The organism is Actinoplanes sp. NPDC051388, from assembly GCF_055586225.1.
This window is the reverse complement of the sequence record NZ_JBVJIP010000008.1, coordinates 395,279-411,029: the sequence shown is the minus strand read 5'-3', so window position 1 is coordinate 411,029 and position 15,751 is coordinate 395,279. Positions and strand designations below refer to the sequence as shown.

The window sequence follows — 15,751 nt, the reverse complement described above, 5'->3', positions numbered from 1 at the left end:
AGCCGGCGATGGCCCGGGCCGTCGTTCGTTGCTCAGCCGGCGATGGCCGGGGCCGTCGTTCGTTGCTCAGCCGGCGATGGCCCGGGCCCAGGGCAGGGCCAGCCGCTCGACGGCCGCGATGCCATAGAACAGCGTCGTGCTGAGCAGGGCCAGCAGCACCACCGCGGCGAACGCCAGGGGAGTGTCGGCCGAGGTGCTGGACAGCACGATCACCGCGCCCAGGCCCGCGTTCGGGTTGCTGATCTCGGCCACCACCGCGCCGATCACGGCGAGGCTGGCCGCCACCTTCAGGCCGACGAAGATCTGCGGCATCGCCCAGGGCAGCCGGATCCGCAGGTACATCTGCCACCGGGACGCCCGCATCGAGTGGGACAGCTCAGTGAGCTCGACCGGCACCGAGGTCAGCCCGGCGGCGGAGGACAGCACGATCGGGAAGAACGAGATCAGCACCACCAGCACGATCTTCGGCTCGGTGCCGAACCCCAGCCAGACCACCAGCAGCGGAGCGATCGCCACCTTGGGCACCGCGTTGAGGGCCACCAGCAGCGGCAGCGTGGCCCGCTCGACGATGCGCGACGCGGTCAGCGCGACCGCGATCAGGATGCCGGCCGCCGCGGCGAGGCCGAACCCGAGCAGCGTCTCGGTCACCGTGCTGCCCAGCTCGCGCAGCAGGTAGGCCGGCTCGCGGCGGAACGCCTCGACGATGTCCGCCGGGGACGGCAGGAAGAACGGCTTGATGTCCATCGCCCGGGTCAGCCACCACCAGAGCAGCACCACGCCGGCCGCGGAGACGACGGGCGTCAGGCGGTGCGCCCAGCGGCTCACCCGCGGCGGCCGACCGTCGAATAGAGCAGGTGGCCACGGACCACCATGCCGGGATCGGACATCAGCGCCACCACCCGGTCGAGCTGCTCCTCGGACAGCCCGGCGCGGCGCAGCCCGGCCCGCTGCTGGGCCACGTTCGCCGCCATCAGCAGCGCCCCGGCCGTGCCGCCGGGCCAGGACCGGGCGTGCACCTCGGTGTCGACCGGGTTGAGCCCGGCGTCGAGCATCGCCGCGTGCACCCGGCCGGCCCAGGTGGGGTCGTTGCCGTGGCTCGGCATCACCCGCTCGGCCAGCGCCTCGTGATAGGCCTCGTAGACCGCCGCGTCGGCCGGCGACGGCGCCCGCAGCACACCCTTGCGGAACGTCGTCTCGAAGTCCTCGATCACCAGCGCGCCACCCGGCGCCAGCGCGGCCGCCAGCCGGCGCAGCACGTCCTCCCGGGACACCAGGTGCAGCAGCAGCAGACGGGCGTGGATCAGGTCCCACGGGCCGTCCGGCACCGGCTCGCGTTCCAGGTCGTGCCGCAGCGTGGCATAGGGCGCCCCGGCCGGCAGGTGCCGCACGTTGAGGTCGGTGGCCAGCACCTGCCCGCCCTGTGCGGCCAGCCAGCCGGCGATGCTGCCGCCGCCCGCGCCCAGCTCGAGGCAGCGCCGCCCGGCCAGGTCGCCGAGCGCCGCGATGCGCGCGGCGGTGAAGTCGTCGAACATCGCGGCCAGGTGACGGTGCCGGTCGGCGGCCGCCGCGTCGTCGTTGTCGAACGCGTAGCGCGTCACGCTCGTCATCGGTCGAACTCGAAGGCGACCACCTGGCCGGCGGTCAGGCCGGGCGGGATCAGGCCGGTGTCGGTGAGCACGCCGATCGACTTGGTCAGCCGAGCCTCGTCCATGCTGCCCAGGGGCTTGCCGTCCGGCGGCCGGGTGGCCGGCGTCATCAGCGTGATCTCGCCCTTCGCCGCCGCGACCGTGGTGGCCGGCTGCTCGCGGTGCAGCAACTCGGCGGCCTCGTCCGGGTGGGCCAGGGTGTATTCGAGGCCCCTGAGGATGGCGCCCCGGAAGCGCCGGACCAGATCGGGATCCTTGGCGATGGTCGCCGTGCCGGCCACCAGGCCGTTGCCGAAGAGGTCCGGCAGCAGCTCGCTGTAGGGCAGCACGGTCATCGGCTTGCCGACCGCCTTCTCGATGCCGGGCCGGCCGATCAGGAAGGTGCTGAGCGCATCGACCCGCCCGGCGGCGAGGAGGGCGGGCACCTGGGCCGGTGCGGCGTTCACCCAGTGCACCGACGCGCCGTCGAAACCGGCCTTTTTCGCGTACGCCGGGAAGAGGAGTTGGTTCACCGAGCCGGTGGCCGCACCCACCTTGCGCCCGGCGAGGTCGGCGGGTTTTCGCACCGGCCCATCGGCCGGCGCGACGATCGAGACCAGCGTCTGCTGATGGATCACCGCGACCGCCCGGAAATCGGGATAGGTGCCCTTTCCGGCCAGGATGAACGCGCCGGTCAGGTCGTTGTTGGCGAAATCCACCCGGCCCGCGGCGAGAGCCTTCAGATTTTCCGACGTGGCGGCGCCGAGCTGAATTTCGACGTCGAGCCCGGCCTCCCGGAAATAGCCCTTTTCCACGGCGATCCAGGCGAAGGCGTCACGCCCGGCCGCGCCGAATGCGGTGAGATAGGTGACCTTTCTCAGGGCCGGCTCGCCGGTGCCGGAATCGCCGCCGCCGGAACAGGCGCCGCCGCCCAGCAGAATGATCATGAATAAGGCTGTGAACGCTCGCACCTGGCCCATGAGGGCCTCCCCGTGAAGTCGTCAGGCATTCAAGATTACCGATTCCCGGTGCGCTGCGGAAGTCCATATTGGTCAGACGTCGGCGCGTCCGGGGCAGCCGGAATGATCATCGACGTTTAGGATGCCCGGGTGCCCCGCTTCCCCGCCTTCGAGACGGACCTGGCCGTGCTGTGGCCGCCCTACGCCGTGTTCCGGGCCGCGCTCAACCGGTTCGACTGGACCGCCTGCCGGGCCGTGCTCGACACGGTCACGCAGAACGAGCGCACCGGCCTGATCCTCAAGGGCGCCGAGGAGAAGCACCTGGAGGACTTCCTGCGCGGGCTGGTGCGTGCCGATCCGGGCGACGGCGCCGCGTTCGCGCTGCTCGCCCACCATCTGACCGTGACCGGCTGGGAGATCCGCAGCAGCGAGCGGGCGAACAAGGTGAGCCGAGAGCAGTGGCGCGGCTTCTATCACTGGGTGCAGCTGGCCGAGCAGGTGTCCATCGAGGGCGCCGCGCGGCACCCGCGTGACCTGGCGATCTGGACCGCCCGGCTGACCTCGGCCCGCGGCATCTCGCTGGGGCAGGACGAGGGCGCCCGGCGCTACGCGCGGCTCGCCGCGATCGACGAGCACCACCTGCCCGGCCAGGCCGACCACCTGCAGCAGCTGCTGCCGAAGTGGAGTGGCAGCTGGGACAAGGCGCACGGCTTCGTCCGGGAGCGGATGCTCGCCGCGCCGCCCGGCTCGGCCATCCCGCAGCTGGTCGCCGCGGCCGCCGTCGAGCACCTGATCGAGCTCGACGGCAAGGAGCAGCAGCAATACCAGCGCCAGGCACTGCCCGAGCTGCACGAGGCGGCGAACAGGTCGGTGTGGCATCCGGCGTTCCGCACCGGCACCTATGAGTCGGACTACGCGCTCGGCGAGTTCGCGGTGGCCTTCCGGCTGTTCGAGGACCGGTCGGCGGCGGCGCGGATCTTCCAGCTGATGGGGCAGCGCGCGGCGATCGGGCCGTGGTCCAGTTTCGTCGGCGGGTCGGAGCAGCAGCTGCTGGCCGCCCGCGAGTGGGCGTTCCAGGGGGCGAGATGATCCGGCAGATCGAGATCGACGGCGTGCCGGCGGTGCTCGGGCCGACCACCGGGCCGATGCACGCCGGGCTGGTCTTCCGGGTCGGGCAGGCGGACGAGACGCTGTCCCGGCGCGGCATCACGCACCTGGTCGAGCATCTGGCACTGCACTCCATCGGCGTGGCGGACTACCACTACAACGGCACCACGACGCCCGAGTTCACCTATTTCCACACCCAGGGCTCGGCCGAGGACGTGGTCGCGTTCCTGACCGGGGTGTGCACGTCGCTGCGGGATCTGCCGATGCAGCGGCTGAGCACCGAGAAGGAGATCCTGCGCACCGAGCAGGGCGGCCGGCAGGGCTCGCTGACCGAGCCGATGCCGTTGTGGCGGCACGGCGCGCGGGACTACGGCCTGACCGGTTTCCCGGAGTGGGGGCTGCCCGCGATCGGGCCGGACGAACTGCGCGCCTGGGTCGCGCAGTACTTCACCCGAGGCAACGCGGCGCTCTGGATCGCCGCCGACGAGGTGCCCGCCGGTCTGCGGCTGGATCTGCCGGACGGCCCGCGCCGCACACCACCGAAGCCGTCGTCGGCGCTGCCCCGCACGCCGGCCTATTTCCGCGGCTCGGCCGGCGCGGTGGTCTGGGACTCGATGGTGTCGCGCGACGCCGTCACCGGGGTGTTCACCAGCGTGCTGGAGCGCACCCTGATGCGCTCGCTGCGCCAGGAGCAGGGACTGTCCTATTCGGTGCACACCGACTACGACCCGCGCATGGACGGCACCGCGCTGATCACCGCCGCGGCCGACGCCCTGCCGGAGAAGCGCGGCGCCGTGCTCGGCGGCTTCATCGACGTGCTGGCCGCGCTTCGCTTCGGCGAGGTGCCGGAAAAGGACGTCAGCACGGTGGTGGGGCACCGCTGCGACGAGCTCACCCGCGCCGAGGAGATGGGCGGGCGGCTGCCCGGGCAGGCGTTCAACCTGCTCGCCGGGCGGCCGCTGGAGACCGTCGAGGAGGTCGTGGCGAACATCCGGACGGCCACCCCCGCCCTGATGACGCGGATCGCCGAGGCCGCCTGGGCGAACGGCCTGCTGATGACCCCGGGCGGCCGGTCCGCCGACTGGGCCGGCCTGACCTCCGCCCCGGTGAGCTCGCCGGCCGCCGTGCAGGGCGTGGTGCACCCCAGCCTGGAGGAGCCCGCGGCCCGCCTGCTGGTCGGCCACGAGGGGGTGAGCGTCGTGGACGAGGACGGCGACGCCGCCACGGTGCGATTCGACGAGGTGGCCGTGATGCTCGCCTGGCCGGACGGCGGCCGCCTGTTCATCGGCGCGGACGGCATCTCGGTGCGGGTCGAGCCGACCCTGTTCCACGGCGCGGCGGCGGCGATCCCGACGCTCGACTCGCGGGTGCCGCCCGCCGCCCGGGTGGATCAGCCGCCCCGCGACGCGGACCAGATCCCGCAACCCGAGGCGCCGTCCCGCGGCCCGGCGCCGGCCGCCTCGCACCCGGGGCCGCCACGCTCGCGGGCGGGTCGCATCGTCGCGCTGGTGCTCGCCATCCCGTTCACGCTGCTGATGCTGCTGCTGGATCTGATCGTGGTGGTGGCGCTGGCCGACGGCGAGGAGGTCGCGGCGCTGACCGTGTTCCTGATCGTCAGCCTGGCCGCCACGGTCGGCGGCGCCTTCGTGATCCGCTGGGGCGTGAAAGGCCTGCGCGCTAGTTGACCGGTGCGTCCACACCGGACGGCGGGCCGGCCGGCGCCGGATCGCAATAAGCGGTGATCTCGGTGCGGGTGGGATCGGCCGTGGGCGGAATGCTCCATGGGGTGGCGGTGGCCCGGTCGGTGCTGCGGCCGGGAGCGCACGCGTGCGCCGCCGGGACCGTGTCGAGGCTGCCCCCGACGATCCGGCCGGCCGCGTCGCGGAAGACCATCGTGACGCCGCGGCCGGTCATCGGCGCGCAGGCGGCGTTGTCGGTCGTGAAGGAGACGACGTCGCCCTGGCCGGCGCTGACCGTGCTGGTGACCACGCCGCTCGTCGCCAGCCACTGACCCACTCGCACGGTGATCTCCACCTTGGCGACCGCGGCCGGGTCGGTGCGGGCGGCCGGGCTCAGTGCCAGTGCGTTGCCGACGGCCACCGTCGCACCCGGCTGGATGAGCGGCACCTCCTGCACCTGGAAGCTCTTCTGCGTCTCCCAGACCACGTTCTCCCCGGCCCGGTTCAGGACCACGAACTTCACCCGCGTGCGGTACGCGACCTTGGCGGTGGTGTTCCGCAGCAGCACACCCATGCTGACCGTGGTCGCCCGGGACGCGACCCGGGTGTGGCCGCGCTCGGCGATGACCACGCCGCCGGCGCTGTCCTCGGCGGCCGGCCCCGCCAGCCGGCAGGCCGCCGCCGGGACGGCCGGTTTCTCGTCGTCGCGCAGCAGGTTCGCGACGACCGCCACGATCACCAGGATCATGACGGTCGCCGCGGCCACCCGCGCTGCGCTGCGTCGCATCCGCGGACCATACCCAGAGATCGCGGGCATGCGCGACCTGGTCGTCGCCGCCTTCGCTCAGCATGGCCGGCGCTTTGAGTCCGACGCCCGGCCGGTGGCGGCCGGCACTACTTCAAACAGGCGTCAAACACCGCGTCAAACAGGGCCGCTGTCTGATCGTCGCCAGGAGCCGGGAGACGCCCGGAGCCATCGTGTCAGGAGTGGGCTCATGCCTTTGTTCATGGATGTGCACAACGTCGAGGGCGGCGTGACGGCGAAGGACGTCGCGGCGGCACACGAGGCCGATCTGGCCACCCAGGGCCCGCATGGGGTCAACTATCTGAAGTACTGGGTGGACGAGGAGGCCGGGAAGATCTTCTGCCTGGTCGAGGCGCCCGAGGCGGAGGCCGCCAACACCGTGCACCGCGAGGCGCACGGCCTGGTGGCCGACGAGATCTACCCGATCAGCTCGCAGGGCTGAGAACGGAGGACCGAGCAGTCATGGGCTTGATGGTGCATCTGCTCGGTTCTCCGCACGTGGAGCGGCCCGACACGACCACCTACCAGGTCCGCAGCCGCAAGAGCTGGGCGCTGCTGACCTGCCTGATCCTCAGCGAGCGCCCGCTGACGCGCACCCGGCTCGCCGGTCTGCTCTATCCGGAGGCCGACGATCCGGCGCGGGCGCTGCGCTGGGGCCTCGCCGAGATCCGCCGCGCGCTCGGCGTCGAGGTGGACGGCGACCCGGTGGTGCTCCGGCTGCCGCCCGGCGCGGTGGTCGACGTCGGCGTGCTCAGCCACGGCTCGTGGTCCGCCGCCGAACGGCTGCCCGGCCTGGGCGCCGAACTGCTCGAGGGCGTCACCGTCCGCGGCGCGCCGGCCTTCGAGTCGTGGCTGCTCTCCGAGCGGCGTCGGATCGCCGCCGCGTCCGAGGCGATCCTGCACGAGGCGGCGCTCGGCCGGATGGCCGACGGCGACCTCGAAGGCGCGCGTGATCTGGCGTTGCGCGCGGCCGCGATGAGCCCGCTCGACGAGAACCATCAGGCCCTGCTGATCCGGCTCTACCGGCTGGCCGGCGAGGACCGGGCGGCGGAGAAACAGCACGCCGCGGTCACCGACCTGTTCGAGCGGGAGCTGGGCGTGACGCCGGGCATCGCGGTGCAGCAGGCCCTCCGCGAGGTGCGCCAGGAGCAGGACCTCGGCGCGGACGACGCGTCGATCGAGGCGATCGTGGAGTCCGGCGCCGCGGCGGTGGCGGCCGGCGCGATCGACGCCGGGGTGCGCTCGCTGCGCACGGCGGTGCGGCTCGCCGACCGGGCCAAGGCCGGCCGTCTTCGGCTGACCTCGCGGCTGCGGCTGGCCGAGACCCTGATTCACTCGCTTCGCGGGATGGACGAGGAGGGGCTGGCCACGCTGCACGAGGCCGATCGGATCGCGGCCGAGACCAGCGATCGGGAGGCAAGCGCCCGGGCCCGCGCCGAGATCGGGTACGTGGACTTCCTGCGCGCTCGCTACGACCGCGCCGAGCGGTGGCTGACCGAGGCCCTCGACGTCGCGGACGGCTCACCGGCGACGGTCGCCCGCGTCACCACCTACCTGGGCGCGGTGGAGAGCGACCGCGCCAACTACCCGCGGGCCATCGAACTGCTGGAACGGGCGGCCACCGGCGCCTACGCGCTGTCCATGCTCGGCCGCGCGCATCTGCTGACCGGCGACCTCGCCGCCGCGCAGGCTCATCTCGAGCGGTCGGTCCATCTCGCCGAGCGCGATCACTGGCTGGCGTTCCTGCCCTGGCCGCAGGCCATGCTCGGCGAGGTGCACCTGGCCCAGGGCGACCCGGCCGCGGCCGCCGACATCCTGCGGCAGGCGTTCGCCCGGGCCTGCCAGATCGGCGACCCGTGCTGGGAGGGCATGTCCGGCCGGTCGCTGGCCCTGGTCGCCGAGGCGACGGGCGACACCGGCCGGGCCTTCACCCTGCTCGCCGACGCCCGCACCCGCTCCAACCGGCTGGCCGATCCCTATGTCTGGCTGGACGCGCACATCCTCGACGCGCAGTGCGAGCTGGGCCGCCGGCACGGCCACCCGGACACCGCGACCTGGATCGACGCCCTGCGGCGACTGGCCTCACGCACCGGAATGCGCGAGCTGACGGTCCGCGCGATGCGGCACAGCGCGGCCCTCGGCAACGCCGGCGACGGCGAGGCCGCGACCCTGCTCGCCGCCGACATCCGGAACCCGCTGCTCCATCAGCCATAGCGCCGCGCCACGATCGCCGGTTGCTCCACCACCCGTCCCGCGGCCACGTCCTGGGCCAGCCGGATGTACTGGGCGTGCGTCCAGGCCAGCGGGGTCGCCGAGTTCGTCGGGGTGCCCGGCGTGAAGCCCGGCGGCTGCAGGTCCCACACCTGCTCGGGCAGCATCAGCCCGGGCCCGGCGGCCCGCGCGATCATGCCCAGCTGGGCCCGCCCGGCGGCCACCCGCCCGTTCGCGATGTCGTATTCACCGCGTTCGCCGTTCAGCAGCGGCCACGCTCGGCCGCGGGTGATCAGCGAGTCGTCCGGCAGGCCGTAGTCCCACTGGCTGCCGTCGAGCTTCTCGCCGAAACCGTCGAAGGACGCCCGGTGCCAGTAGAGCCCGCGCGGGGTCGGCACGCCGAGCTGTTCGTCGATCACGCCGAGCGTGTTGACCACCGCCGGGTCGTCGGCCGGCAGCACGCCGAGGCGCACCAGCTCGAGGAAGCTCGGGTCGACCACCCGGCGCTGGTCGACGTTGGACGGCCCGCTGTCGCCGATCGTGTACGTGGTGCCGGCGTTCGGGTTCCCGTCCTTGGTCAGCCGCAGGAAGTACGGCCCGGACGAGTACGGCCCGTTCGTGGTGACCGTCCAGTCCTTGACCCGCGCCTGCCACTCGTCGGCGGTCGCCAGGTAACGCCCGGCCGAGGCGGTGTCGCCGTTCGCCCGTGCGATGTGCGCCGCGCAGACCAGCCCGGCGATCTCCGCGGCGATGGTCGCGGGGGAGTAGCCGGACTGGTTCTCCCACCGCTCCTGCGGCGTGAACGGCGCCTCCGGATAGGCGAGCAGGAAGTCCGCCGCCCGCTTGACGTGTCCCCAGGTGTCCGCGTCGGTGCGCCGCAGCTGGTGCGCGAGCACGATCGGCAGCGCCACCTCGTCGAGCTGCAGCCCCTCCCACACCGGCGTGCCGTCCACCTGCGAGTTCTGCGGGAACGAGCCGTCCGGCCTCTGCTGCACGTCGAAGAGGAAGTTCAGCGCCCGGCTCGCCCCGCCGAAGTCGCCGGCCGCGATCAGCGCGGTGGCGATCTGATAGAGGTCACGGGACCAGACCAGGTGGTAGGGCCCGGACGGATCGTCGCGGCCGAACGCCCACGGCATGGCCGGCGCCGCCACATAGGCGCCGCGGTGGGTCTTGTCCTCGGCGGCCGCCAGCACCATCGCGGACACCTGATAGAGCCGCCGCTCGGACGGGCTCCGCAGGGACGAGGGCACCCCCTTCAAACCCTTCAGATACGTACGCCATCCGTCCGCATAAGCCCGCGCGGCCGGGCCGAAGCCCCGATGCAGGGACGCGCGCGCGGTGGTCCGGGCGGCCTCGGCGCCGCCGCCGAACCCCAGCGCCAGGGTGCCGTGCCGGTGTCCGCCCTGCCCGGTGAGCCCGGTCGCCGCGGTCTGCACCAGGTTGCCGGCCGCCGCCGATGAGTAGCGCCAGTCCATCCGGCCGTCCGCGAGCAGATCGGTCCACCCGTCGCTCACGCCCCGGAAGCCACTGGACGTGGCGATGAAGCCCGGCGAGCCGAGCAGCGCGCTCGCGGTGCCGCCGTCCGTCGCGACCAGCCCGCCGTGATCGGTGCGGCCGCTGTCGCCGCCACGGGTGTTGCCGAGCGCCGGATCGTAGACCGCGTACAGGTCGAAGGTCTTCGACGCACTGAACGACAGGTCGATCAGGACGGTCGCGCGCGCCGGATCCGACGTGTACGCCGCGGTGAGCCGCCAGCGCCCGGACTTCTCGGTGAACGTCTGCTTGAAGCTCAGGCTGTGCGGGTCGGTCAGGTCGGTCCGGACGACGGCAGCGTCGTTGGCGCGCACCGCGTGACCGTGCCGATCGGCGACCACGAACTCCAGCGCGCGGGCGCTCGGCGAGCCGATCGTCGGGTAGTAGATCTCGCCCAGCCCGCCGGTCTTCTGCACGGTGAACCACACCGTGCTGGCCACCGACCGGGAGCTGCCGACGCCGGACTTGCTCGCCGGCAGATATTGCTCGTCGATGCCTGGCGCGCCCGGCGCCGCACCGTCCGCAGCCGCCGCGGGCAGGGCGGGCACCAGCCCGAGCATCCCCGCCAAAAGAACAATGCCGATCCGCCTGTGCGCCACGATGCGCCCCTTCCGACCCCCTCGGTATACGCCGGGTGCCCGGGACGCGCCACTCAGGAGGGCACGATCATCGGGGTGCCGGCCACCGGGTCCGGGACGATGACGCAGCTCAGGCCGAAGACCTTCTCGACCAGCTCGGCCGTGATCACGTCGCCCGGCGGGCCCTCGGCGACGATCCGGCCGTCCGCCATCGCGATCACGTGGTCGCAGAACCGGCAGGCCAGGTTGAGGTCGTGCAGCACCACCACGATGGTCTTGCCGGCGTCGGCGTTCAGCTTGCGCAGCAACCGCAGCAACTCGACCTGATGGTTGATGTCCAGATGCGTGGTCGGTTCGTCGAGCAGCAGCAGGTCGGTCTCCTGGGCCAGCGCCATGGCCACCCAGACGCGCTGCCGCTGCCCGCCGGAGAGCTGCCGCACCTGGCGGTCCACCAGCTCGGCGGTGCCGGTCGCCTCCAGCGCGCGCACCGTGGCGGCGTGGTCGTCCTCGGTCCAGCGGCGGAACCAGCCCTGATGCGGGTAGCGGCCGCGGGACACCAGGTCGGCGACGGTGATGCCGTCCGGCGCGAGCGGCGCCTGCGGCAGCAGCCCGAGCACCTTGGCGACCTCCAGCGTGCTCAGGTCGGACATCACATTGTCGTCCAGCCGGACCGTGCCGGATCGCGGCTCGAGCAGCCGGGCCAGGCCGCGCAGCAGGGTCGACTTGCCGCACGCGTTGGCGCCGACGATCGCGGTCACCCGGCCGTCCAGGAGCGCCACGTCGAGATTCTCGACGATCGGCGGCCCGTCGTAGCCCAGCGTCAGCGCCTCGGCGCGCAGTCGGGTCATCCGCCCTCTCCCTGTCGATTCGTGGTGACCAGCAGCCACAGCAGATACGGCGCGCCGACCGCGCCGGTGACCACGCCGGTCGGCAGCGGGGTCGGCAGCACCTGGCTCGCGACGATGTCGGAGGCGAGCAGCAGCGCGGCGCCGACCAGCGCGGCGGCCAGCACGCCGCCGGTGGCCGGGCCGAGCAGCCGGTTGGCGATCGGGCCCGCGACCAGCGCGACGAAGACGATCGGCCCGGCCACCGCGACGGCCAGCCCGACCAGGACCACCGCGGTGGCGAGCAGGGCGGCCCGGCTCAGCTCGGTGCGCGCGCCGAGCCCGCGGGCGGTGTCGTCGCCGAGCTCGAGCATGCGCAGCTGCCGCTGCAGCAGGATCGCCGTCGGCAGCAGGAACGGCAGCGCGACCAGCAGCACCCGCAGCTCGGCCTCGGACGCCTGCCCGACCGACCCGGTCAGCCAGTGCATCGCCTGCCGGGCCTCGAAGAGCTGCGCCTTGCTGAGCAGATAACCGATGAGCCCGTCGAAGAACGCGGCGACGCCGATCCCGATCAGGATGAAGCGGTAGCCGGCCACGCCGCCGCGCCAGGCGAGCACGTACATCAGCAGGGTTCCGGCGGCCGCGCCGCCGAGCGCCAGGCCGCTGACCACCAGCCCGCCGGCCTGGAACACCACGATGCCGCCGACCGCCGCGAGGCCGGCGCCGGACGAGACGCCGACGAAGTCGGGGGAGGCCAGCGGATTGCGCAGCAGTTGCTGGAAGACCGTGCCCGCGGCGCCCAGCGCGAGGCCGACGGCCAGCCCGGTCAGCGCGGTCGGCAACCGCAGCCCGTGCACCACGAAGTCGACGCTCGGGTCGTCGCGCAGGCGCAGCAGCGAGCCGATCACCTCGCCCGCGCCGAGCCGGAAGCTGCCCAGCATCAGGGTCAGCACGAACAGCCCGAACACCAGCGCGGCCAGGGCGGCGGTGACCACCAGGGCGCGGACGCCGCGGCGGCGCCGGGTGACCCGCAGGGCGTCACGGGTGAGCAGCGTGGCGGTCATCGGCTCACACCTCCGACATCCGGGCGTAGCGCACGATCGCCACGAACGCCGGCGCGCCGAGCACCGCCAGCACGACGCCGACCTGCACCTCACCGGGCGCGCCCAGCACCCGGCCGAGGACGTCGGCGAGCAGCAGCAGGACCGGCGCCAGCAGCATCGAATAGGGCAGGATCCAGCGGTAGTCCGGGCCACAGACGAAGCGGGCCAGGTGCGGCACCACGAGTCCGATGAAGACGATCGGGCCGCACGCGGCGGTGGCCGCGCCGGCCAGCAGGGCGACCACCCCGAAGGCGGCGGTGCGGGTCAGGCGTACCCGTTGCCCGAGGCCCTTGGCCAGGTCCTCACCGAGCGCGAGGCCGTTGAGCGCGCGGCCGAAGAACAGCGATGCGGCCAGGCCGAGCAGCAGGAAGGGCGCGACTCCGGCCAGGATCGGGGTGTAGCGGCCGGCCAGCGAGCCGACCTGCCAGAAGCGCAGCTCGTTGAGCGCGTCGATGTTCGTCATCACGACGCCGGTGGTGATCGATGCCAGGCCGGCCGTCACCGCGGCGCCGGACAGTGCCAGCTTGAGCGGCGTGGCGCCCTCCCGGCCCAGCGACGCGACCGCATAGACCAGCGCGATCGCCGCGAGCGCGCCGGCGAACGCGAACCAGATGTAGCCGCCGATGCCGCGCACGCCGAGCACCGTGATCGCGACGACCACGAAGGCGGCCGCACCCGGGTTGACGCCCATGATGCCGGCGTCGGCGAGCGGGTTGCGGGTCACGCCCTGCAGGATCGCGCCGGCCACGCCGAGGGCGGCGCCCGCCAAAATGCCCAGAAGCGTTCTGGGTACGCGCAATTCGAGCGTCACGGTGTCGTTGATCGACCCGTCCCCGGCGCCCAGCCCACCGAGTGCCCGCAGCACCTCGCCGAGCCCGATGTCCCGCGAGCCCAGCGTGACGCTCAGAAACGCGACCAGCAGCAGAGCTCCGCCGATAACGACGAGCCCCGGCCCCAGCAAGGAGGCGCGCCGGGTCAGCTCAGGAGCCGACGTTGACATCGGCGGTCTTGATCGCCTCGGTCAGCTTGTCCAGCTCGGTCGCGAAGTGCCCATACGTATGCAGCCAGTAGGCCGGCCAGGACACCACCGCACCCGCCTTGGCGGCTTTCACGGTGAACCAGGTCGGCTGTTTCTTGCCCCACTCGGCGTTGCTCGTCGGCTTGAACGCGCGCCCGTCCCAGAGGATCAGGTCGGGCTGGTACTTGTCCGCGTTTTCCCAGCTCAGCGTCTCCCAATAGGGGAAGTCGGCGTCCGGCTCGGCGGGGTCCAGGACCTTCAGCCCCCACTTCTGGAAGTCCAGCAGCTCGGGCGCGTACACCGGGTTGGCGACGTAGAGCTTGTCGTCGGAGGGCGACATGGCGGCGGCGGTCAGCCCGGGTTTGGCGGCGACGGCCTGCTTGAACCGCTCGACGGCCGCCTCGAACCCCTTCTTCTGCTCGGCCGGCCCCCCGCCGGTGACGTCGGCGCCCAGGCTCGCGGCCAGCTGCTCGTATCCGGAGGCCAGGTCCACGATCGACCTGCCCTGGGAGACGCCGACCATCGGGGCGAGGTCGGCGAGCTTCTTGCTCTTCTCGTCGACGCCCTCCTCCATGCCGCTGTGCGCCTTCTCGGCCGGCCACCAGTCGGCGACGATCAGGTCGGGGCGCAGGCCGGCCGCCTTCTCGACGTCGATCTTGCCCCACTCCTCGCCGAGGATGGTGATCCCGGTGAGGTCCAGGTCCTTGAGGTTGGGGTCGGTCTGCACGGACTCGTCGCCATAGATGCCGACCGGCTTGATGCCGAAGGACATCAGCGCGGCCGCCTCGCCGGCGTGCGCGATGATCCGGGACGGCGGCTTCTCGGCGGTCACCGTCTTGCCCGAGCCGCTGGTGAAACTCCACGGGCCGGACTTCCCGGCTGCCGCCGGCGTGTCGGATCCCGATCCGCAACCGGCGATGGCGACGGCTAGCGCCGTGGCGATTACTGCCGGACGTAAGGCACGCATCGGGACACTCCTCTTCCAGGTCAGCGACCCTCCGCCGCAAGTAAGGTTAGGCTTACATAAACAATCCTTCCTGGCTAGAGGGGTTCCGCGCGGAGCCGTGCGGCACGCCGCCCCCGTCTGCAAACGCGCAGCGGGGTGGCGCGGACGGACCGCACCACCCCTTGTCGCCGCGGACGGATCAGAGAGAGATCCGGCCGGCGCCCGCGTTCGCGGTCACGATGGACTTGACGCTGGACGCCGAGTCCGGGGTGTAGGAGTAGGGGATCGACGCGACGCTGCCGCCGGTCTGCCCCGAGCCCGAACCCACCAGCAGGTTGTTGCGGGCCACCAGGGTGCCCGGGCCGGAGTCGCCCTCACCCAGGTGGAACGGGTCCGACACGTTCTCGAACGAGTTGGCCTCGACCAGCACGCCCGCGCCCTCGGTGGACGCCACGCCGTAGCCGCTGTTGCGGACGTAGTAGTTGTTGTAGACGTGCACCGGGTTGCCGAACCGGACCCGCGGGTGCCGCTGCGTCGACGCGTCGAACCAGTTGTGGTGGTAGGTCACCCGCAAATGGCCGCGGTCCTGGCTGCCATTGTCGTCACTGTGGCCCAGCAGCATCGACTTGTCGTGGCTGAACACCCGGTTCCACGACACCGTGACGAAGTCGGATCCGCGCTTGATGTCGACCGCACCGTCATAACCGTTGCTGAATGAATTGTGGTCGATCCAGATGTTGGTCGCCGACTCCTGCACGTTGATCGCGTCATCGTTCCAGTTGCGGAAGTTGACGTTGCGGATGATGACGTTCCGGTCACCGTTGATGTTCAGCCCGCAACCCGCGAGAGTGGCGCCGGCGTTGCCGATGATGGTCTTGTTCGACCGCACCCGGATCATGCCCGAGCAGGAGATGGTGCCGGAGATCCGGATGACCCGCGCGGCGGTCTGGCCGACCGCCGTGGTCAGCGCGGCGGCGGTGCTCACGGTGGTGGTGTTGGCGCTGCCGGCGCCGGTGGTGCCACCGTTCTGCGTCGACCAGCCGACCTGGTCGAGCACGCCGAGGGTCTGCGGCGGCGCGGCGGCGGCGCTGCTGTGCGAGAGCGCGGTGGCACCGGTGGCGAGGAGGACGGGGACGGCTGCGGCGGCGGCGTACTTCGCGATCCGTTGAATACGGCCAGGCATTACGCACTGCTCCTTTGTGGTTGCGGACGTGCATTTCGGGGCGCCCGCATTTGCGCGTTCCACAGCGGATCTCAGGGATGATCGAGGACTGATCAGATCTGTTGTGGGAACGCTCCCACGACAGAAAATCACAACCGGACAATATTAGGAAGACATTGACGTTTGCAGATTATTTGCATA

General features: G+C 72.2%; 14 protein-coding genes. 4 read left to right on the top strand and 10 right to left on the bottom strand.

All coding sequences use genetic code 11. The features are described from left to right. Positions 1 to 66 precede the first annotated feature (66 nt). From ACZ6TI_RS22570 to ACZ6TI_RS22560, 3 genes are read right to left on the bottom strand one after another with little or no spacing between them, the layout of a single operon-like run. The gene (locus ACZ6TI_RS22570) at positions 67 to 825 is read right to left on the bottom strand and encodes an ABC transporter permease (protein ID WP_465347068.1); all 759 of its coding nucleotides are present in this window, start codon (positions 823 to 825) and stop codon (positions 67 to 69) included. Next, on the bottom strand, positions 822 to 1,607 hold the full coding sequence (locus tag ACZ6TI_RS22565) for a class I SAM-dependent methyltransferase (protein WP_465347067.1): 786 nt from the start codon (positions 1,605 to 1,607) through the stop codon (positions 822 to 824). Before ACZ6TI_RS22565 ends, ACZ6TI_RS22570 begins: the two co-directional genes overlap by 4 nt. After that, positions 1,604 to 2,572 carry an ABC transporter substrate-binding protein gene (locus ACZ6TI_RS22560; protein WP_465347066.1) on the bottom strand — a complete coding sequence of 323 codons (969 nt, stop codon included), beginning with the start codon at positions 2,570 to 2,572 and terminating at the stop codon, positions 1,604 to 1,606. Before ACZ6TI_RS22560 ends, ACZ6TI_RS22565 begins: the two co-directional genes overlap by 4 nt. 162 nt (positions 2,573 to 2,734) lie before the next feature. On the opposite strand from ACZ6TI_RS22560, the gene ACZ6TI_RS22555 reads away from it, so the two are divergent. Beyond that, positions 2,735 to 3,673 (top strand): hypothetical protein, encoded by a 939-nt coding sequence (locus tag ACZ6TI_RS22555; protein WP_465347065.1) that lies wholly within the window; start codon positions 2,735 to 2,737, stop codon positions 3,671 to 3,673. Beyond that, on the top strand, positions 3,670 to 5,376 hold the full coding sequence (locus tag ACZ6TI_RS22550) for a peptidase M16 family protein (protein WP_465347064.1): 1,707 nt from the start codon (positions 3,670 to 3,672) through the stop codon (positions 5,374 to 5,376). Before ACZ6TI_RS22555 ends, ACZ6TI_RS22550 begins: the two co-directional genes overlap by 4 nt. On the opposite strand, the gene ACZ6TI_RS22545 is transcribed toward ACZ6TI_RS22550, so the two are convergent. Next, positions 5,369 to 6,157: a hypothetical protein gene (locus ACZ6TI_RS22545; RefSeq protein WP_465347063.1), complete on the bottom strand. Its 789-nt coding sequence runs from the start codon at positions 6,155 to 6,157 to the stop codon at positions 5,369 to 5,371. The genes ACZ6TI_RS22550 and ACZ6TI_RS22545 overlap by 8 nt on opposite strands. Positions 6,158 to 6,365: 208 nt before the next feature. On the opposite strand from ACZ6TI_RS22545, the gene ACZ6TI_RS22540 reads away from it, so the two are divergent. Beyond that, complete coding sequence (locus ACZ6TI_RS22540; protein ID WP_465347062.1) at positions 6,366 to 6,617, top strand: DUF4242 domain-containing protein; 252 nt, start codon at positions 6,366 to 6,368, stop codon at positions 6,615 to 6,617. A gap of 20 nt (positions 6,618 to 6,637) precedes the next feature. Further along, the gene (locus tag ACZ6TI_RS22535; RefSeq protein ID WP_465347061.1) at positions 6,638 to 8,389 is read left to right on the top strand and encodes a BTAD domain-containing putative transcriptional regulator; all 1,752 of its coding nucleotides are present in this window, start codon (positions 6,638 to 6,640) and stop codon (positions 8,387 to 8,389) included. Here the strand turns inward: ACZ6TI_RS22535 and ACZ6TI_RS22530 are convergent. The 6 genes from ACZ6TI_RS22530 to ACZ6TI_RS22505 all read right to left on the bottom strand — a co-directional run bounded on the left by ACZ6TI_RS22530 (position 8,380) and on the right by ACZ6TI_RS22505 (position 15,571). After that, positions 8,380 to 10,518, bottom strand: coding sequence for a glycoside hydrolase family 15 protein (locus tag ACZ6TI_RS22530; protein ID WP_465347060.1), 2,139 nt, complete (start codon positions 10,516 to 10,518; stop codon positions 8,380 to 8,382). The two genes, ACZ6TI_RS22535 and ACZ6TI_RS22530, sit on opposite strands and share 10 nt — an antisense overlap. A 53-nt stretch (positions 10,519 to 10,571) precedes the next feature. Then, positions 10,572 to 11,345 (bottom strand): ABC transporter ATP-binding protein, encoded by a 774-nt coding sequence (locus tag ACZ6TI_RS22525; protein WP_465347059.1) that lies wholly within the window; start codon positions 11,343 to 11,345, stop codon positions 10,572 to 10,574. Then, complete coding sequence (locus ACZ6TI_RS22520) at positions 11,342 to 12,385, bottom strand: FecCD family ABC transporter permease (RefSeq protein ID WP_465347058.1); 1,044 nt, start codon at positions 12,383 to 12,385, stop codon at positions 11,342 to 11,344. Before ACZ6TI_RS22520 ends, ACZ6TI_RS22525 begins: the two co-directional genes overlap by 4 nt. A 4-nt stretch (positions 12,386 to 12,389) precedes the next feature. Continuing rightward, on the bottom strand, positions 12,390 to 13,424 hold the full coding sequence (locus tag ACZ6TI_RS22515) for a FecCD family ABC transporter permease (RefSeq protein WP_465347057.1): 1,035 nt from the start codon (positions 13,422 to 13,424) through the stop codon (positions 12,390 to 12,392). Beyond that, entirely contained in the window at positions 13,405 to 14,409 is a 1,005-nt protein-coding gene (locus tag ACZ6TI_RS22510; RefSeq protein ID WP_465347056.1) for an ABC transporter substrate-binding protein, read from the bottom strand. The genes ACZ6TI_RS22515 and ACZ6TI_RS22510 overlap by 20 nt, the downstream gene beginning before the upstream one ends. Positions 14,410 to 14,587: 178 nt before the next feature. Then, a complete protein-coding gene (locus tag ACZ6TI_RS22505) occupies positions 14,588 to 15,571 on the bottom strand; it encodes a pectate lyase family protein (protein WP_465347055.1) in 984 nt (327 codons plus the stop codon). Positions 15,572 to 15,751: the final 180 nt, after the last annotated feature.